We start from the raw sequence: 16,926 nt of genomic DNA on the forward strand, positions 1-16,926 counted from the left end.
CGTGACACGGAGCACTTTGCACCCCCCACGCGCATGTATCCGCAGGCGGGGGGCAGGCGCTCACGGTCCTCGTGGGTGACACCTGTGTCACTCAGGGACGTGGAACAGGAACGGAAGGCAACACGGATCATGGCGGACAGAGCGGAAACCCAGGGGCTGGACGCGCAGGCGACCATCCACGTGGCGGGGGAGTGGCGCGACGCCGTCTCCGGCGCCACGCGCGAGATCCTCGACCCGGCGGACGGACAGCCCTTCGCTCTGGTCGCGGAGGGTGACGAGAAGGACACGGACCTGGCGGTCGCCGCGGCCCGCCGGGCCTTCGACGAGGGCGACTGGCCCCGCACCCCGGTCGCCGAGCGCGCCGCGCTGCTGCGCCGCGCCGCCGACCTCCTGGTGCGCGACCGCGAGCGCCTCGGACGGCTGGAGAGCCGCGACGCCGGCAAGACCGTCGAGGAGGGCCGGGTCGACATCGACTGTGTCGCCGACGCCTTCCGCTACTTCGCCGACCTGGTCGCGGGCGAGGCGCCCGGCCGGGTCGTGGACGCGGGCTCGCCCGACATCCACAGCGTCGTCGTGCACGAGCCCGTCGGCGTCTGCGCGCTGATCACACCCTGGAACTACCCGCTGCTGCAGGCCAGCTGGAAGATCGCCCCCGCGCTCGCGGCGGGCAACACCTTCGTGATCAAGCCGAGCGAGATCACCCCGCTGACCACGGTCGCCCTGATCGACCTGCTCGCCGAGGCGGGGCTGCCCGCCGGTGTCGCGGGCATCGTCACCGGCCCCGGCCACTCGGTCGGCGCCCGCCTCTCCGCACATCCCGACGTCGACCTGGTCTCCTTCACCGGCGGCCTGGTCAGCGGCACCAAGGTCGCCGAGGCCGCGGCCCCCACGGTGAAGAAGGTCGCCCTCGAACTCGGCGGCAAGAACCCGAACGTCGTCTTCGCCGACGCCTGCGCGACGGACGAGGACTTCGACACCGCCGTCGACCAGGCCCTCAACGCCGCCTTCATCCACAGCGGCCAGGTCTGCTCGGCCGGGGCCCGCCTCATCGTCGAGGAGTCCGTGCGCGAGCGCTTCGTCGCCGAGCTCGCCCGCCGGGCCGGCCGGATCCGGCTCGGCCGCGGCAGCGAGGACGGCGTCGAGTGCGGTCCCCTCGTCTCCGAGCAGCAGCGCGCCAAGGTCGAGGGATACGTCGCCTCCGCGCTGGAGGAGGGCGCGGTGCTGCGCTCCGGCGGCCGGCGGCCCGAGACCGCGCCGGAGCGGCCCGCCGGCGGCTTCTTCTACGAGCCGACGGTCCTCGACCAGTGCCACCGCGAGATGCGCGTCGTCCGCGAGGAGGTCTTCGGGCCCGTCGTCACCGTGGAGACCTTCCGCACTGAGGACGAGGCGGTCGCCCTCGCCAACGACACCGAGTACGGCCTCGCGGGCGCCGTGTGGACCGCCGACGCCGGCCGGGCCCGCCGCGTTGCCGGACGGCTGCGCCACGGCACCGTCTGGATCAACGACTTCCACCCCTACCTGCCGCAGGCGGAGTGGGGAGGCTTCGGCAAGAGCGGCACGGGCCGGGAGCTCGGCCCGGCCGGCCTCGCCGAGTACCGCGAGACGAAGCACGTCTACCAGAACCTCGCGCCGAGGCCGGTGCGCTGGTTCGCGGGCTGAGCCGCTCCCACCCCCCACCGGACCTCCCCACCCCCTTGGAGCACCACCCCATGCCCGAGAACACCCAGACATACGACTACGTCGTCATCGGCGGCGGCACGGCGGGCTCCGTCATCGCCTCCCGCCTCACCGAGAACCCGGACGTCACCGTCGCCGTCGTCGAGGGCGGCCCCAGCGACGTCGGCCGCGAGGACGTCCTGACCCTGCGCCGCTGGATGGGTCTGCTCGGCGGCGAGCTGGACTACGACTACCCGACCACCGAGCAGCCGCGCGGCAACTCCCACATCCGGCACAGCCGCGCCCGCGTCCTCGGCGGCTGCTCCTCGCACAACACGCTCATCGCCTTCAAGCCGCTGCCCTCCGACTGGGACGAGTGGGAGGCGGCCGGCGCCAAGGGCTGGGGCGCGGTGCCCATGGAGGCCTACTACGCGCGGCTGCTGAACAACATCGTCCCGGTCGACGAGAAGGACCGGAACCCCATCGCCCGGGACTTCGTCGACGCCGCCGTGCACGCGACCGGCGTTCCCCGCGTCGAGGGCTTCAACCGCGCCCCGTTCACCGACGGCGCCGGCTTCTTCGACCTCGCCTACCACCCCGAGGACAACAAGCGCTCGTCCGCGTCGGTGGCGTATCTGCACCCGGTGCTGGACGAGCGCGAGAACCTGACGATCCTGCTGGAGACCTGGGCCCACCGGCTGGAGCTGACCGGCACCCGCGCCGAGGGCGTGCACGTGCGCACCAAGGACGGCGAGGAGATCCTCGTCAGGGCCCGCCGCGAGGTGGTGCTCTGCGCCGGCGCCGTCGACTCGCCCCGGCTGCTGCTGCACTCCGGCATCGGCCCGAAGGCCGACCTGGAGGCGCTCGGCATCCCCGTCGTGCACGACCTGCCGGGCGTCGGCGAGAACCTGCTCGACCACCCCGAGTCGGTGATCGTCTGGGAGACGGACGGGCCGATCCCGGAGAACTCCGCCATGGACAGCGACGCCGGCCTCTTCGTGCGCCGCGACCCCGAGCACGCGGGCCCTGACCTGATGTTCCACTTCTACCAGGTCCCCTTCACGGACAACCCGGAGCGCCTGGGCTACGCCCGCCCGCCGCACGGCGTCTCCATGACCCCCAACATCCCGAAGCCGAAGAGCCGGGGCCGCCTGTACCTGACGAGCGCCGACCCGTCGGTCAAGCCCGCCCTCGACTTCCGCTACTTCACCGACGAGGACGACTACGACGGCCGCACCCTCGTCGACGGCATCAGGATCGCCCGTGAGATCGCGAAGACCGAGCCGCTGGCCGGCTGGCTCCGGCGCGAGGTGGCCCCCGGGCCGCACCTCACGAGCGACGAGGAACTGAGCGAGTACGCCCGCAAGGTCGCGCACACCGTGTACCACCCGGCGGGCACCTGCCGCATGGGCGCCGCCGACGATCCGGGGGCCGTCGTCGACCCGGAGCTGAGGATCCGCGGCCTGGACGGCATCCGGGTCGCCGACGCCTCGGTGTTCCCCACGATGACCGCCGTGAACCCCATGATCGGAGTGCTGATGGTCGGGGAGAAGGCCGTCGAGCTGATCGGAAGTGGTGCGTGATGAGTACCGGTACCCCCGTCTTCTCCGTCGAGGGCCTGTGGAAGGTGTTCGGCCCGAAGGCCGACCAGGTCCCCGGCGACCCCGAGCTGACCGCGCTGGAGCCCGCCGAACTGCGCTCCCGCACCGGCTGCACGGCCGCCGTCCGTGACGTCTCCTTCGACGTTCGCAAGGGCGAGGTCTTCGTCGTGATGGGCCTGTCCGGCTCGGGCAAGTCCACCCTCGTGCGCTGTCTGACCCGGCTCATCGAGCCGACCGCCGGCAAGATCGCCATCGACGGCGAGGACGTCCGCGCCATGGACCGGTCCCGGCTGCGCGAACTGCGCCGCCACCGCGCCGCGATGGTCTTCCAGCACTTCGGCCTGCTGCCGCACCGCACGGTCCTCGACAACGTGGCCTACGGCCTGGAGATCCAGGGCGTGAGCCGGTCCGAGCGGCGCGAGCGCGCCCAGGAGGTCGTCGCCAAGGTGGGCCTGGAGGGCATGGAGCAGCGCCGCCCGGCCCAGCTCTCCGGCGGCCAGCGCCAGCGCGTGGGCCTGGCCCGGGCGCTCGCGGTGGACCCGGAGGTCCTGCTGTTCGACGAGCCGTTCAGCGCGCTCGACCCGCTGATCCGGCGGGACATGCAGGAGGAGGTGATCCGCCTGCACCACGAGGAGGGCCGCACCATGGTCTTCATCACCCACGACCTCTCCGAGGCGCTGAAGCTGGGCGACCGCATCGCCCTGATGCGCGACGGCCGCGTGGTGCAGCTGGGCACCCCGGAGGAGATCGTCGGCCACCCCGCCGACGACTACGTGCGCGAGTTCGTCCGCGACGTGCCCCGCGAACAGGTCATGACGGTCCGCACCGCGATGCGGCCCGGCGCCTGCGACGGGACGGAGCATCCCGGCGCGCTCGCCCCGGGCGAGGTCGTCGCCGACGCCATCAAGGTCGTCGCCCGCAGCGGCAGGGCCGCCTGTGTCGTGGAGGACGGCCGCTGTCTCGGCGTCGTCGACCACGAACGCCTCCTCGGGGTGGTGGCGGGAACGGAGCCGCAGAAGGGTGCGGGAACGGAGCCGCAGAAGGAGGCGGTCTGATGGCCACGGTCACCGCGTCCACGCCGCGCCTCGCCCTGCCCGGCGTCCTCGGGCACCACGCCGTGCGCAAGCTGCTGCTGCTCGGGCTCGCCGCCGCGGTCCTCGTGCCGCTCGCCGCCGCCCGCTGGGCGAGCGGCAGCTGGCCGCACGCCCTCACCGTCGACGTCTCCAAGCCGCTCGCCGACGCCAGCGACTGGATCATCGACAACCGCGACAGCCACCCGCTGTTCCTGTACTTCTTCGGCTACATCAGCAACGCGGTCGTGATCTCCGTACGCGCCGTGTACCTGCTGCTCCTCGCGGCGGGCTGGGCCGGCGTCACCGCGATCGGCGCCGTCGTCGCCTGGCGCGTCGCCGGAGTCAGGCTGGCCGTCGGCACGACCGCCGCCTTCCTGGCCTGCGGACTGCTCGGCATGTGGGTGCCGACCATGCAGACGCTCGCCCTCATGGTGATCGCCGTGCTGGTGTCGGTGATGGTCGGACTCGTGCTCGGCCTCGCAGCCGGCCTCTCCGAACGCTTCGACCGGGCACTGCGCCCCGTCCTGGACACCATGCAGGTGCTCCCGGCCTTCGCGTATCTGCTGCCCGTGGTGCTGGTCTTCGGCATCGGCGTCCCCGCGGCCGTCCTCGCCACCGTCGTCTACGCCGCCCCGCCCATGGCCCGCCTCACCGCGCTCGGCCTGCGCGGCGCCGACAAGGAGGTACTGGAGGCGGTCGAGTCGCTCGGCTCCACCGCTCCCCAGCGGCTGCTGACCGCCCGTATCCCGCTGGCCCGCAAGGAACTCATGCTGGGCCTGAACCAGACGATCATGATGGCCCTGTCGATGGCCGTCATCGCCTCGGTGATCGGCGCGGGCGGCCTCGGTGACCGCGTCTACCAGGCGCTCGCCTCGGTCGACGTGGGCGCCGCCCTCGAAGCCGGCATCCCGATCGTGCTGCTGGCCGTCGTCCTGGACCGCATCACCGGCGCGGCGGGCGAGCACGCCGGCGAGGAGCCCGGGAGCCGGCTCGGCTGGCTCTACGCGGCCGTCGCCGCCGTCGCCGTCGCGCTCGCCGGACGGCTGGCCGGCCGCCTGGAATGGCCCGGCTCCTGGACCGTGAACCTCGCCGACCCGGTCAACCGCGCCGTCGACTGGATGACCTCGCACCTGTACTCGGGCGTCCCCGTCGTGGGCGGCACCGCCGACTGGGCGGGCCGCTTCACCACCTGGGTGCTGGACCCGGTCCGCAGTGGTCTGCAGGGGCTGCCCTGGTGGTCGGTCCTGCTGCTGGTCGCGGCGCTCGCCTGGCTGATCGGCACCTGGCGCACCGCGCTCACCGCGGTCCTCGCGATGGCCGCGATCGGTGTGCTCGGAGTGTGGAAGCCGTCGCTCGACACGCTCTCCCAGGTGCTGGCCGCCGTCGCCGTCACGCTCGTCCTGGGCTTCGCGACCGGCATCGCGGCGGCCCGCAGCGACCGCCTCGAACGGGCCCTGCGCCCCGTCCTGGACGTCTTCCAGACCATGCCGCAGTTCGTGTACCTGATCCCGGTCGTGGCGCTCTTCGGCGTCGGCCGCGCCCCGGCGGTCGCCGCGGCCGTCGTCTACGCGCTGCCCGCCGTCGTCCGCATCACCGCGCAGGGGCTGCGCCAGGTCGACCCGGCGGCGCTGGAGTCGGCACGCTCGCTCGGCGCGAGCAGCACCCAGCAGCTGCGCCAGGTCCAGCTCCCGCTCGCCCGGCCCGCGCTGCTGCTCGCCGTCAACCAGGGCGTGGTCCTGGTCCTCGCCGTCGTCATCATCGGCGGCCTGGTCGGCGGAGGCGCGCTCGGCTACGACGTCGTCTACGGCCTCGCCCAGGGCGACCTGGCGACCGGTCTGGTGGCCGGTGCCGCGATCGTCTGCCTGGGGCTGATGCTCGACCGGGTGACGCAACCGACGCAGCGCCGCACGAAGGGCGGTGCGTGACATGGCACTGCGTCTGAACCGCAGGACGGCCCTGATCACCTCCTCGGCCGCCGCGCTCTCCCTCCTCACCGGCTGCGGCGCGGCCGACATGACCAAGCAGTCGTCGCCGTTCGCCAACGCGCAGGGCGCCAAGACCGTGACCCTGTCCGTGCAGTCGTGGGTCGGCGCCCAGTCGAACGTCGCCGTCGCCCAGTACCTGCTGGAGCACGAGCTCGGCTACCGCGTCGACACGGTCCAGGTCGACGAGGTGCCCGCCTGGGACGCGCTCAGCCAGGGCCGGGTCGACGCGATCCTGGAGGACTGGGGCCACCCCGACCAGGAGAAGCGCTACGTCACCGACAAGAAGACGATCGTGCACGGCGGCGGCCTCGGCGTCACCGGCCACATCGGCTGGTTCGTGCCGACCTACCTGGTCAAGCAGCATCCCGACATCACCGACTGGAAGAACCTCAACAAGTACGCCTCGCTGTTCCGCACCCCGGAGAGCGGCGGCAAGGGCCAGCTGATGGACGGCTCCCCGTCCTACGTCACCAACGACAAGGCCCTGGTGAAGAACCTGAAGCTGAACTTCCACGTGGTGTTCGCCGGTTCCGAGGCCGCGCAGATCACCCAGATCAAGCAGTTCGCCAAGCAGAAGAAGCCCTTCCTGACGTACTGGTACACACCGCAGTGGCTGTTCAACAAGGTCCCCATGACCGAGGTGAAGCTGCCCGCCTACAAGGAGGGCTGCGACGCGGACGCGGCGAAGGTCGCCTGCGCCTATCCGAACACCCCGCTGCAGAAGTACCTCAACGCCGGCTTCTCGAAGAACGGCGGCAAGGCGGCGGCCTTCCTGAAGAAGTTCAAGTGGTCGACCGAGGACCAGAACGAGGTCTCCCTGATGATCGCCGACCAGAAGCTCTCGCCGGAGCAGGCGGCGAAGAAGTGGGTGGACGGCCACACGTCCACCTGGAAGGCGTGGCTGTCCTGATCACCGGCGCCGGTACAGTTCGTCGGCCGTCCTGCGCAGCGCCAGCGCCGCCCGGCGCTGCAGCCCCGGCCCGAACGTGACGCGAGTGGCCCCGAGTTCACCGAGTTCGGTGGGCGAGGGGCCCTTGCCGTCCAGGGTGCCGTGCACGTTGACCGGCCCCTGGACACCGGACCGCAGCAACGGCAGCACGCCCGCCGGGGCGCCGATCGGATAGACGCAGTCGGCACCGGCGGCGACGTACAGGGCGGCCCGCTCGATGGCCCGGCCGGGATCGGCCTCACCGCGGATGAAGGTGTCGACGCGGGCGTTGACGAAGAGCTGGTCACCGGCCGCCGCCCGCACCTCGGCGAGCCAGTCGGCGTGCTCCCGCGGGTCCTTGAGGACTCCCTGGTGCGAGTCCTCGAGATTGCAGCCGACGGCGCCCGTCTCCAGCAGCCGCTCCACCAGCTCCCTGGGCGCCAGCCCGTATCCGTCCTCGACATCCGCCGACACCGGTACGTCCACGGCCCGCACGATGCGCGCCACCGCGGCGAACATCGCCCCGGCCGGAGTCGAGCCGTCCTCGTGCCCGAGGGACGCGGCGATTCCTGCACTCGGCGTCGCGAGCGCGGGGAAGCCGGCCTCGGCGCACACCCGGGCGCTGACCGCGTCCCAGGGGCCGGGCAGCACAAGGGGGTCGCCCGGGAGCCGGCCCCGGTGCAGCGCGCGGAAGGTCTCCACCTGGCTCACGGCGTGCAACCCCCCGGCGGAACACGGCGGGCGACCATCACGCGGTTCCAGTTGTTGATGGCCACGACCAGGGCGACGAGATGGGCGAGCCGGGCCTCGTCGAAGTGCCGGGCGGCCCGCTCGTACACCTCGTCCGGCACGCCCCCTCCCGCCGAGCCGAGAGCCCGGGAGGCGTCCCCGGTCGGCACGGTCACCGCCTCGGTCAGCGCGAGCGCGGCCCGCTCCCGCTCGTCGTAGACGTCACCCGCTTCCTCCCAGGCGGCGAGCAGATCCAGCTGCCGCTGCGCGACTCCGTGCTTGCGGGCGACGGCCAGATGCATGTCCAGGCAGAACGCGCAGTGGTTGAGCTGCGAGGCCCGGATCACCACCAGCTCGGCGAGCGCGGGGTCGCCGAGCCCCCGCTTCGCGGCCGCGCTGAGCGCGGAGAAGGCCTGCGCGACCTCGCCGTCGAGGACCTTGGTCCGGTTCATCCGTGCTGCCCCGCCTCGTAGTGGCCCGGAGCCATCCGGAAGGTCACCCCGAACCGGTTCCAGGCGTTGATCACGGTGATCGCGGCGATCAGCTGTGCCAGCGCGGCCTCGTCGAAGTGCCGGGCGGCCCGCTCGTAGACCTCGTCCGGCACGAACGCTCCTCCCGAGCCGGAACCCTGGGAGGTGCCCCCGGTCAGGACCGTCACCGCGTCGGTCAGCGCCAGTGCCGCGAGCTCCTTCTCCGTGTAGAAGTGCGCCGACTCCTCCCACGCGCCGAGCTGGATGACGCGCTCCACGCTCTCGCCGGCCGCCAGCGCGTCCTTGGAGTGCATGTCCAGGCAGAACGCGCAGTGGTTGAGCTGCGAGGCACGGATCTTCACCAGCTCCAGCAGCCGGGGGTCGACCCCCTGCCGGGCGGCCGCGTCGAGGCGGAGCATCGCCTTGTAGACCTCGGGCGCATGCTGGGCCCAGCGCAGCCGGGGCGCGTGTTCGGGGGCGTACGCAACGGTCTCCTGTGTCGTCATGCCGTCGACCCTAGGAGCGGGGCAGCCCACATGTATGGTCCAGTTCCATGGCGAAAACGTGGGCCACTTTGGGCGTCGACCTGCATCTGGAGCCGGCCGGGCCGAGGGTGCGCCGGGGCCTGACCGACGCCCTGCGCGAGGCCGTCCGCACCGGCCGGCTGGCCCCCGGCACCCGGCTGCCCTCCTCCCGCTCCCTCGCCGCCGACCTGGGCATCGCCCGCAACACCGTCGCCGACGCCTATGGCGACCTGGTCGCGGAGGGCTGGCTCACCGCACGGCAGGGCTCGGGCACACGCGTGGCGACGGGGGTACCCGCTTCCCCGGGGCGCCAGGGGAGCACGGCCGCCCCGCCCACCGGCACCGCATCGCGCCCCCGCCCGCGCAGCCGCCCGGCCCACGACCTGCTTCCCGGCGTGCCCGACCTCTCCTCCTTCCCCCGCGCCGAGTGGCTCAAGGCCGCCCGCCGCGCCCTGGCCGCCGCCCCGAACGAGGCCTTCGGCTACGGCGATCCGCGCGGCCGCGTCGAACTGCGCACCGCCCTCGCCGAGTACCTCGCCCGTGCCCGGGGCGTACGCGCCGACCCCGCCCGCATCCTGGTCTGCGCGGGCTTCTCGCACGGCCTGCAGATCCTGGGCGCCCTGCTCCGGGCCCGCGGCGCGAGCACGGTGGCCGTCGAGTCGTACGGCCTCGACGTGCACTGGTGGCTGCTGGCGGGCACCGGCCTGCGCACCGTCCCGCTGCCCTTCGACGAACTGGGCACGGACCCGGGGCCGTTGACGGACCAGGCGGCCGTCCTGCTCACCCCCGCCCACCAGTTCCCCATGGGCGGCACCCTGCACCGCGACCGCCGGGCGGCCGTCGTCGACTGGGCGCGGCGCACCGGCGGACTGGTCGTCGAGGACGACTACGACGGCGAGTTCCGCTACGACCGCCAGCCCGTGGGCGCCCTCCAGGGCCTGGACCCCGACCACGTCGTCTACGCGGGCACCGCCAGCAAGTCCCTCGCCCCCGGCCTGAGGCTGGCCTGGCTGGTGCTGCCGCCCGGCCTCGTGGAGGAGGCGGCACGGGCGAAGGGCGGCACGGACATGTGCGGCGCCCTCGACCAGCTGACCCTCGCCGCATTCCTCACCTCGGGCGCCTACGACCGCCATGTACGCGCCTCCCGGCTGCGCTACCGGCGCCGCCGCGACGCGCTCGTCGCCGAACTCGCGCGCCGCGCCCCGCAGATCCGCGCCACCGGCATCGCAGCCGGCCTGCACATGGTCCTGCGCCTGCCACCCGGCACCGAACAGGCCACCCTGCGGGCGGCGTCCTGGCAGGATCTCGCGATCCACGGCCTGCACCGCTACCGACACCCGCACGCGACGGTCGAACCCCTGGACGCACTGGTCCTGGGCTACGGAACACCACCGGACCATGCCTGGTCGGGCGCGCTGGAGGCACTGTGCGCGGTGCTGCCGGAGGGCGACGGGCCGCGGGCCGCGGGACGTGGACCGACGGGGGCGGGATCGCCCACGCCGGCAGGCGACGGAGTCGACGCGTCCGGATCGTGACGGTCCATCTCCCCCTTCCGCACAGCTCACGAAAGGCCGGCGAGGAAGAGGCGGAGGCTCAGGCCGTCCCGTCCGCCTCCGGTGCCTCCCCGAAGCGCGCCAGCGCCAGCGCCCCCGCGACGGCGACCACGAACCCCAGGACCGCCAGCCAGGCGAGCCCCTCCCGGGTGCGGTCCCCGAGCCACACGACACCCACCAGCGCCGGGCCGATCGTCTCGCCGATCACCATTCCCGCCGTCGCCGTGGTGACCGAGCCGCGCTGGAGCGCCGAGGTCAGCAGCAGGAAGGCGCCGCCCCCGCCGAGGAGGAGCGCATACGTCGCGGGGTTCGTGAGCAGGTCCGACGGCCCGAGCGAGTCGATCAGCCGCACCGACACCTCCACCACCCCGAACCCGCACCCCGCCCCCGCCCCGAGCACCAGCGCCCGCCCCCGCCCGGTCCAGCGCCCGCCGAACAGCCCGAGCAGCAGCACCAGTACGGAGATCGCGAGCATCACCCACTGCAGCGCCGCCGGCCCCTCACTGCTCCCCTCGCTGCCGGACGCCAGCCCCAGCATCGCGAGCCCGGCGCACACCACACCGACCCCTGCCCACTCCACCCCGCTCAGCCGCACCCGCAGCAGCCGCGCCGCCACCACCCCGGTGACCGCGAGGCTGGACGCGAGGGCCGCCGCGACCGCGTAGATCGGGATCGACCGCAACGCGGCGATCTGGAGCAGGAATCCCAGCCCGTCCAGGGCGAGCCCGGCCAGATAGCGCCACTGCCGCAGGGCCCGGAGCAGCAGCGCCGCCTCCCCGCCCGCGCCCCCTTCCGCACTCGCCGCCCGCGCGGCAACCGCCTGCAGCACCGTCGCGGTGCCGAAGCAGACCGCCGCCCCGAGGGCGCACAGCATCCCGAAGATCACAAAGTGACTGTAGGGGAGGCCCGGCACCGACGGGTGTTCCTTGGCGCGCTCACACCGAACTCCGGACCGGCCCCTGACACCGGGCGCGGCCCCGACCGCCGTGCGCCGCGGGTACGTCCTCCCCGCTCGGCCCTCGCTCGCATGGTGGACGCCGGACCTCGGCCGTCCGGCATGCCCGGTAGGCTGACCGCCGGGCCGTGACTGGCGCGCTGGGATGGGACCGACCATCGGGGAGCGGCCCGTGCAGTGAGCGAGTGCCGTGCGCCTGGGCCGAACCGTAACCGTGCATGCTTCAAGCCACGCCACCCGGAGGCCGTCGACATGTCAGAGCAGCAGCCCCTGTCCACCGAGTCCACCGCCTTCCGTGCCGCCCTCGACGTGATCAGGTCCGTCGAGCCGCGCGTCGCCGACGCCATCGGCCAGGAGGTCCACGACCAGCGCGAGATGCTGAAGCTGATCGCCTCCGAGAACTACGCCTCCCCGGCCACCCTTCTCGCGATGGGCAACTGGTTCAGCGACAAGTACGCCGAGGGCACCGTCGGACGCCGCTTCTACGCCGGCTGCCGCAACGTCGACACCGTCGAGACCCTCGCCGCCGAGCACGCCAGGGAGCTCTTCGGCGCCCGCCACGCCTACGTCCAGCCGCACTCCGGCATCGACGCCAACCTCGTCGCCTTCTGGTCCGTCCTCGCCCAGCGCGTCGAGATGCCCGCGCTTCAGAAGGCCGGCGTCCGCCAGGTCAACGACCTCTCCGACGGCGACTGGGCCGAGCTGCGCCGGGCCTTCGGCAACCAGCGCATGCTCGGCATGTCCCTCGACGCCGGCGGCCACCTCACCCACGGCTTCCGCCCGAACATCTCCGGCAAGATGTTCGACCAGCGCTCCTACGGCACCGACCCCGCGACGGGCCTGGTCGACTACGAGGCGCTGCGCGAGTCGGCCCGGGAGTTCAAGCCGCTCATCATCGTCGCCGGCTACTCCGCCTACCCCCGTCTGGTGAACTTCCGCATCATGCGTGAGATCGCCGACGAGGTCGGGGCGACGCTGATGGTGGACATGGCGCACTTCGCGGGCCTGGTCGCGGGCAAGGTGCTGACCGGAGACTTCGACCCGGTCCCGCACGCCCAGATCGTGACGACCACCACCCACAAGTCGCTGCGCGGCCCGCGCGGCGGCATGGTCCTGTGCGACGACTCCCTCAAGGACCAGGTGGACCGCGGCTGCCCGATGGTCCTCGGCGGTCCGCTCCCGCACGTCATGGCCGCCAAGGCCGTCGCCCTCGCCGAGGCCCGCCGGCCCGACTTCCAGGACTACGCCCAGCGCATCGTCGACAACTCCCGCGCCCTCGCGGAGGGTCTGATGCGCCGGAGCGCCACCCTGGTCACCGGCGGCACCGACAACCACCTCAACCTGATCGACGTCGCCACCTCCTACGGACTCACCGGCCGCCAGGCCGAGGCCGCGCTCCTCGACTCCGGCATCGTCACCAACCGCAACGCCATCCCCGCCGACCCCAACGGCGCCTGGTACACCTCGGGCATCCGCATCGGCACCCCCGCCCTGACCACGCGTGGTCTGGGCACCGCCGAGATGGACGAGGTCGCCGGTCTCATCGACCGTGTCCTCACCAGCACGGAGCCGGGCACCACGAGCAAGGGCACCCGGTCGAAGGCCCAGCACGTCCTCGACCCGAAGATCGCGGACGAGATCTCGCACCGCGCCACCGACCTGGTGGCGGGCTTCCCGCTGTACCCGGAGATCGACCTCGGCTGACCTGCGTCCTCTGTGGAGTTCTCAAGGATCCGGGGCTCCGTGCCGGGCCCATGACGGCCGAGGCGGAAGCAGCGGCGGTCACCGGTCGATGAGTTCCTGTCGTGGCTCCTCACGCGGCGGTCCGGCTCCCGGCCGGGCCGCCGCGCGGCGTATCAGCAGCGCGCCGCCCGCCCCGGCCACGACCCCCACGGCCAGCCCCGGCACCGCCCACCAGCGACTGCCCCGGCCGCTCCCGCCCCCGGCGGCCCCGTCCTCCTCCCGCCCGCCCGCGGACGCGCTCCCGCCGAGCCCGGCGAGCACCTTTCCCCGATCCAGCTCCACGAGGACCGAGCGCGGCGCCCGGTGCCAGCGGATGTCGTCGTCCTGGACGTCCGGGGCCGGATCGGTCCGTATCCAGGGCGTGCCGTCCGCCGCCAGCATCAGCTGGTCCTGCCGCTCCACCGCCACGTCACCGCCCGGCGCTCGATCCGTCTGCGGCCAGCCCCCGACGCCCGTCCGCCCCCAGACCACGGTGAAGTCCACCGGTGGAAAACGCCCCTCGGCCCACGCCTCCGGCACCCGCTCCGTCCCCATGTAGCCGGGCCGCATGAGCTGCCGCAGGCGGGCGAAGGCGGCCTGACCGGAGCGCAGCACCGTCGTCCGCCCCGTCCCGCCCGCGATGATCAGCGCCAGATCGGGGACGTCCGGCACAGGTGTCGCTGTCGGTGGCGCCGTCGATGCCACCGCCACCCGCCCCGGCGCACCGGCCGGAGCCGAGGACGCGTCCCACACCATCAGGCCCAGCGTCACCGTCAACGCCCCTGACAGCGCTGCCAGTTCACGTGCCCCACGCCTCCAGCCGCGCATGCCGCCCCCCACCGGGAAGTCCCGTGCGGCCCGTCCCCGAACCGCTTGTCACTTCTGGTACACCGCCCGGCCCGCGCGGGTTCCCGGTGCCGGCGAACTATCCGGCGGAATCGGACGACTTCCCGGACGGCGCCCGCACCGACATGGCGATCCGCACCGCCCGCTCGCTGGACGCCACCCCTTCCAGCCGCAGCGTGACGCCCGCGCCCCCGTCCTCCGGCCCATGGGTCCACAGCAACGTCGGCCCGGCGGTCCGCTCCGCGCGAGTGAACCGGCGCCCTTCCGCGTCCACCAGCCAGAAGCTCAGCAGGTGCGGCTCGGGGAACCACAGCGCGAAGTCCTGCCCGCCCCCGGCCGACGGCTGCGCGTCCAGCGGGAGCCACCGCGGAGGCTCCCGCAGCCGTTTGGTGAAGCCGATGTCCAGCCGGGCCGGGAACTCGTCCAGCCGGACCGTGTGCCCCTCCTTCTTCCAGCACAGGCTCACCAGGAAGCGGCCGCGCGGTTCGCCGGTGACCGCCACCGTGTCCGGCATGCCGAGGGCGTCCGGCACCAACGGCTCGAAGCCGGCCCGCCGCTGGGCCTGTCCGAGCGACACCGATCTGCCGCAGCCGGGCACGACGGCTCCGGGCGAGGGCACCGCCGACGGGTCGTACCGCACCTCGACCCCGCCGAAGTCGAACCAGTCCAGCACGGCGGCCCGCACCGGAGGCGTGAGCGCGAGCACCGTCAGCAGGCCGCACAGGGCCGCGGTCACCGACCGCCAGCGCCGCCGCGTCCAGCGCCGGACCGCACGCAGCCGCGCACGGGGGCCCCGGGGCCCGGCCGCGGGGACGGGCAGCCGCTCGGCCAGTATCTGTCCGAGCACGCGCTCGACCATCGTCTCGGGGCCGGCAGGATCGCCGGCGTCCTCCGCGCCACGCGTCCCCGACGGGTCCAGCGACCTGCCCAGCGCGCGCAGTTCCTCCGGCAGACCGGAGGGACCCCCGCGCCGTCGCGCGCGGCCACGCCCGCCCCCGCCGTCGTACGCGCCCCGTCGCTCATCCACGCTCGTCACCCCCTTCCCGCGGCTCGAAATCCGGCAGGAGACGGCCCAGCTTGCGCAGGGCGCGGCTGAGGCGGGACTTGACCGTCCCGCGCGGCCAGCCCAGTGCCTGGGCGGTCTCGGACTCGTCCATCTCCAGGAGATAGCGGTAGGTGACGACCAGGCGATGTTCCTCGCTCAGGCGCTCCAGGGCCGCCAGGAGAGCGGTGCGGCGCTCCGACTCCAGCGTCGCCGTCGCCGGGTCCGCCGATTCCGGTATCAGCGGCTCGGCCTCGGCGAAGGCCGCCTCCCGGCCGGCGAGCGTGCGCTGCCGCGCCGCCGTGCGCACTGTGTTTCTCGTCTCATTGGCGACGATCGACAGCAGCCACGGCTTGAAGGCCCCGCCGTCCCGGAACCCGCCCAGCGCGCAGTACGCCTTCACGAAGGCCTGCTGCACCACGTCCTCCGCGTCCGCCCCCGCCCCGAGCGCGGCGGCCGCCCTGAGCGCGATGCCCGTATGGGCCCGCACCAGCTCTGCGTACGCCTCCGGCTCTCCGTCGCGTACGCGTGCGATCACCGCGGCCTCATCGACGATGCGGCCCCCCTCCCGCGTCCTCACACCCTTGTTACACCGCGCGAGACAGATCGGTTCCCGTCTGTTTCCGACCAGTTCCGGATCGGAGCCCGGGACCTGAGAGAATGGTGAGCATGGCCTCTGATCGCCCGCCCGTCGCCCACCACCCTCAGGGGAATGGCTTCGCCATGCCGAGCAGTCCGCGCGTGCTCTCCGGAATCCAGCCCACCGCGGGCTCGTTCCACCTCGGCAACTACCTCGGCGCCGTCCGCCAGTGGGTCGCCCTGCAGGAGTCCCACGACGCGTTCTACATGGTCGTCGACCTGCACGCGATCACGATTCCCCAGGACCCGGCGGAGCTGCGCGCGAACACCAGGTTGGCGGCCGCCCAGCTCCTGGCGGCCGGGCTCGACCCCGAGCGCTGCACGCTCTTCGTCCAGAGCCATGTCCCCGAGCACGCCCAGCTGGCCTGGGTCATGAACTGCCTCACCGGTTTCGGCGAGGCGAGCCGCATGACCCAGTTCAAGGACAAGTCCGCCCGGCAGGGCGCCGACCGCGCGAGCGTCGGCCTGTTCACGTACCCGATCCTCCAGGTCGCCGACATCCTGCTCTACCAGGCGAACGAGGTCCCGGTCGGCGAGGACCAGCGCCAGCACGTCGAGCTGACCCGTGACCTCGCCACGCGCTTCAACGGCCGCTTCGGCGAGACCTTCACGATCCCCAAGCCGTACATCCTCAAGGAGACGGCGAAGATCTACGACCTGCAGGACCCCTCGATCAAGATGAGCAAGTCGGCGTCCACGCCGAAGGGCCTGATCAACCTTCTCGACGAGCCCAAGGCCACCGCGAAGAAGGTCAGGAGCGCGGTCACCGACACCGACACCGTCATCCGCTACGACGTCGCGGACAAGCCCGGCGTCAGCAACCTGCTCACCATCTACTCGACCCTCACCGGCACGTCGGTCGCCGAGCTGGAGCGCGACTACGAGGGCAAGATGTACGGCGCGCTCAAGACGGACCTCGCCGAGGTCATGGTCGACTTCGTGACGCCCTTCCGGGAGCGCACCCAGCAGTACCTGGACGACCCGGAGACGCTGGACGCGATCCTGGCCAAGGGCGCGGAGAAGGCGCGTGCGGTGGCCGCGGAGACCCTCTCCCAGGCGTACGACAAGGTGGGCTTCCTGCCCGCCAAGCACTGACGCGCGCCACCGCCCGGGGGCGCCGTCCGGCAGAGCGCTGCACATCACTACGGTTGCGCGTGCCCGCGGCACTTCCGTGGCCGTACAGTCGATAGCCGACGCCTGAGA

General features: G+C 73.0%; 15 protein-coding genes. 8 read left to right on the plus strand and 7 right to left on the minus strand.

Features of this window, described 5'->3' with window-relative positions:
• The first annotated feature begins 129 nt into the window (after window positions 1–129).
• The 5 genes from ACIRPX_RS24600 to ACIRPX_RS24620 are packed head-to-tail and all read left to right on the plus strand — an operon-like array spanning window position 130 to window position 7,225.
• On the plus strand, window positions 130–1,659 hold the full coding sequence (locus tag ACIRPX_RS24600; protein WP_404198370.1) for an aldehyde dehydrogenase family protein: 1,530 nt from the start codon (window positions 130–132) through the stop codon (window positions 1,657–1,659).
• Between the two features lie 50 nt (window positions 1,660–1,709).
• Window positions 1,710–3,239, plus strand: coding sequence for a GMC family oxidoreductase (locus ACIRPX_RS24605; RefSeq protein ID WP_404198372.1), 1,530 nt, complete (start codon window positions 1,710–1,712; stop codon window positions 3,237–3,239).
• On the plus strand, window positions 3,239–4,312 hold the full coding sequence (locus ACIRPX_RS24610) for a glycine betaine/L-proline ABC transporter ATP-binding protein (RefSeq protein ID WP_404198375.1): 1,074 nt from the start codon (window positions 3,239–3,241) through the stop codon (window positions 4,310–4,312). Before ACIRPX_RS24605 ends, ACIRPX_RS24610 begins: the two co-directional genes overlap by 1 nt.
• A complete protein-coding gene (locus ACIRPX_RS24615) occupies window positions 4,312–6,255 on the plus strand; it encodes an ABC transporter permease (protein WP_404198378.1) in 1,944 nt (647 codons plus the stop codon). Before ACIRPX_RS24610 ends, ACIRPX_RS24615 begins: the two co-directional genes overlap by 1 nt.
• Window position 6,256: 1 nt before the next feature.
• On the plus strand, window positions 6,257–7,225 hold the full coding sequence (locus tag ACIRPX_RS24620) for an ABC transporter substrate-binding protein (protein ID WP_404198381.1): 969 nt from the start codon (window positions 6,257–6,259) through the stop codon (window positions 7,223–7,225).
• Here the strand turns inward: ACIRPX_RS24620 and ACIRPX_RS24625 are convergent, their stop codons facing one another.
• The 3 genes from ACIRPX_RS24625 to ACIRPX_RS24635 are packed head-to-tail and all read right to left on the minus strand — an operon-like array spanning window position 7,226 to window position 8,948.
• A complete protein-coding gene (locus tag ACIRPX_RS24625) occupies window positions 7,226–7,954 on the minus strand; it encodes an isocitrate lyase/phosphoenolpyruvate mutase family protein (RefSeq protein WP_404198383.1) in 729 nt (242 codons plus the stop codon).
• A complete protein-coding gene (locus ACIRPX_RS24630) occupies window positions 7,951–8,424 on the minus strand; it encodes a carboxymuconolactone decarboxylase family protein (RefSeq protein ID WP_404198386.1) in 474 nt (157 codons plus the stop codon). The genes ACIRPX_RS24625 and ACIRPX_RS24630 overlap by 4 nt, the downstream gene beginning before the upstream one ends.
• Entirely contained in the window at window positions 8,421–8,948 is a 528-nt protein-coding gene (locus ACIRPX_RS24635; protein ID WP_404198388.1) for a carboxymuconolactone decarboxylase family protein, read from the minus strand. The genes ACIRPX_RS24630 and ACIRPX_RS24635 overlap by 4 nt, the downstream gene beginning before the upstream one ends.
• A 47-nt stretch (window positions 8,949–8,995) precedes the next feature.
• Between ACIRPX_RS24635 and ACIRPX_RS24640 the strand changes: the two genes are divergently transcribed.
• Entirely contained in the window at window positions 8,996–10,501 is a 1,506-nt protein-coding gene (locus ACIRPX_RS24640; RefSeq protein WP_404198390.1) for a PLP-dependent aminotransferase family protein, read from the plus strand.
• 58 nt (window positions 10,502–10,559) lie between these two features.
• Here ACIRPX_RS24640 and ACIRPX_RS24645 read toward each other — a convergent pair whose 3' ends face one another.
• On the minus strand, window positions 10,560–11,393 hold the full coding sequence (locus ACIRPX_RS24645; RefSeq protein ID WP_404198541.1) for a hypothetical protein: 834 nt from the start codon (window positions 11,391–11,393) through the stop codon (window positions 10,560–10,562).
• Between the two features lie 333 nt (window positions 11,394–11,726).
• Here ACIRPX_RS24645 and ACIRPX_RS24650 point away from each other — a divergent pair, with 333 nt between their 5' ends.
• Entirely contained in the window at window positions 11,727–13,178 is a 1,452-nt protein-coding gene (locus ACIRPX_RS24650; protein WP_404198393.1) for a glycine hydroxymethyltransferase, read from the plus strand.
• Between the two features lie 78 nt (window positions 13,179–13,256).
• Here the strand turns inward: ACIRPX_RS24650 and ACIRPX_RS24655 are convergent, their stop codons facing one another.
• The 3 genes from ACIRPX_RS24655 to ACIRPX_RS24665 form a co-directional block, all read right to left on the minus strand.
• Window positions 13,257–13,952 (minus strand): hypothetical protein, encoded by a 696-nt coding sequence (locus ACIRPX_RS24655; RefSeq protein WP_404198545.1) that lies wholly within the window; start codon window positions 13,950–13,952, stop codon window positions 13,257–13,259.
• Window positions 13,953–14,121: 169 nt separating this feature from the next.
• A complete protein-coding gene (locus ACIRPX_RS24660; RefSeq protein ID WP_404198396.1) occupies window positions 14,122–15,069 on the minus strand; it encodes a hypothetical protein in 948 nt (315 codons plus the stop codon).
• Window positions 15,062–15,622, minus strand: a complete 561-nt coding sequence (locus ACIRPX_RS24665) for an RNA polymerase sigma factor (RefSeq protein WP_404198398.1) — start codon at window positions 15,620–15,622, stop codon at window positions 15,062–15,064. The genes ACIRPX_RS24660 and ACIRPX_RS24665 overlap by 8 nt, the downstream gene beginning before the upstream one ends.
• 185 nt (window positions 15,623–15,807) lie before the next feature.
• On the opposite strand from ACIRPX_RS24665, the gene trpS reads away from it, so the two are divergent.
• Entirely contained in the window at window positions 15,808–16,818 is a 1,011-nt protein-coding gene (gene trpS / locus ACIRPX_RS24670; RefSeq protein ID WP_404198548.1) for a tryptophan--tRNA ligase, read from the plus strand.
• Window positions 16,819–16,926: the final 108 nt, after the last annotated feature.

The organism is Streptomyces sp. NPDC101225, assembly GCF_044767585.1.
Lineage (GTDB): Bacteria > Actinomycetota > Actinomycetes > Streptomycetales > Streptomycetaceae > Streptomyces.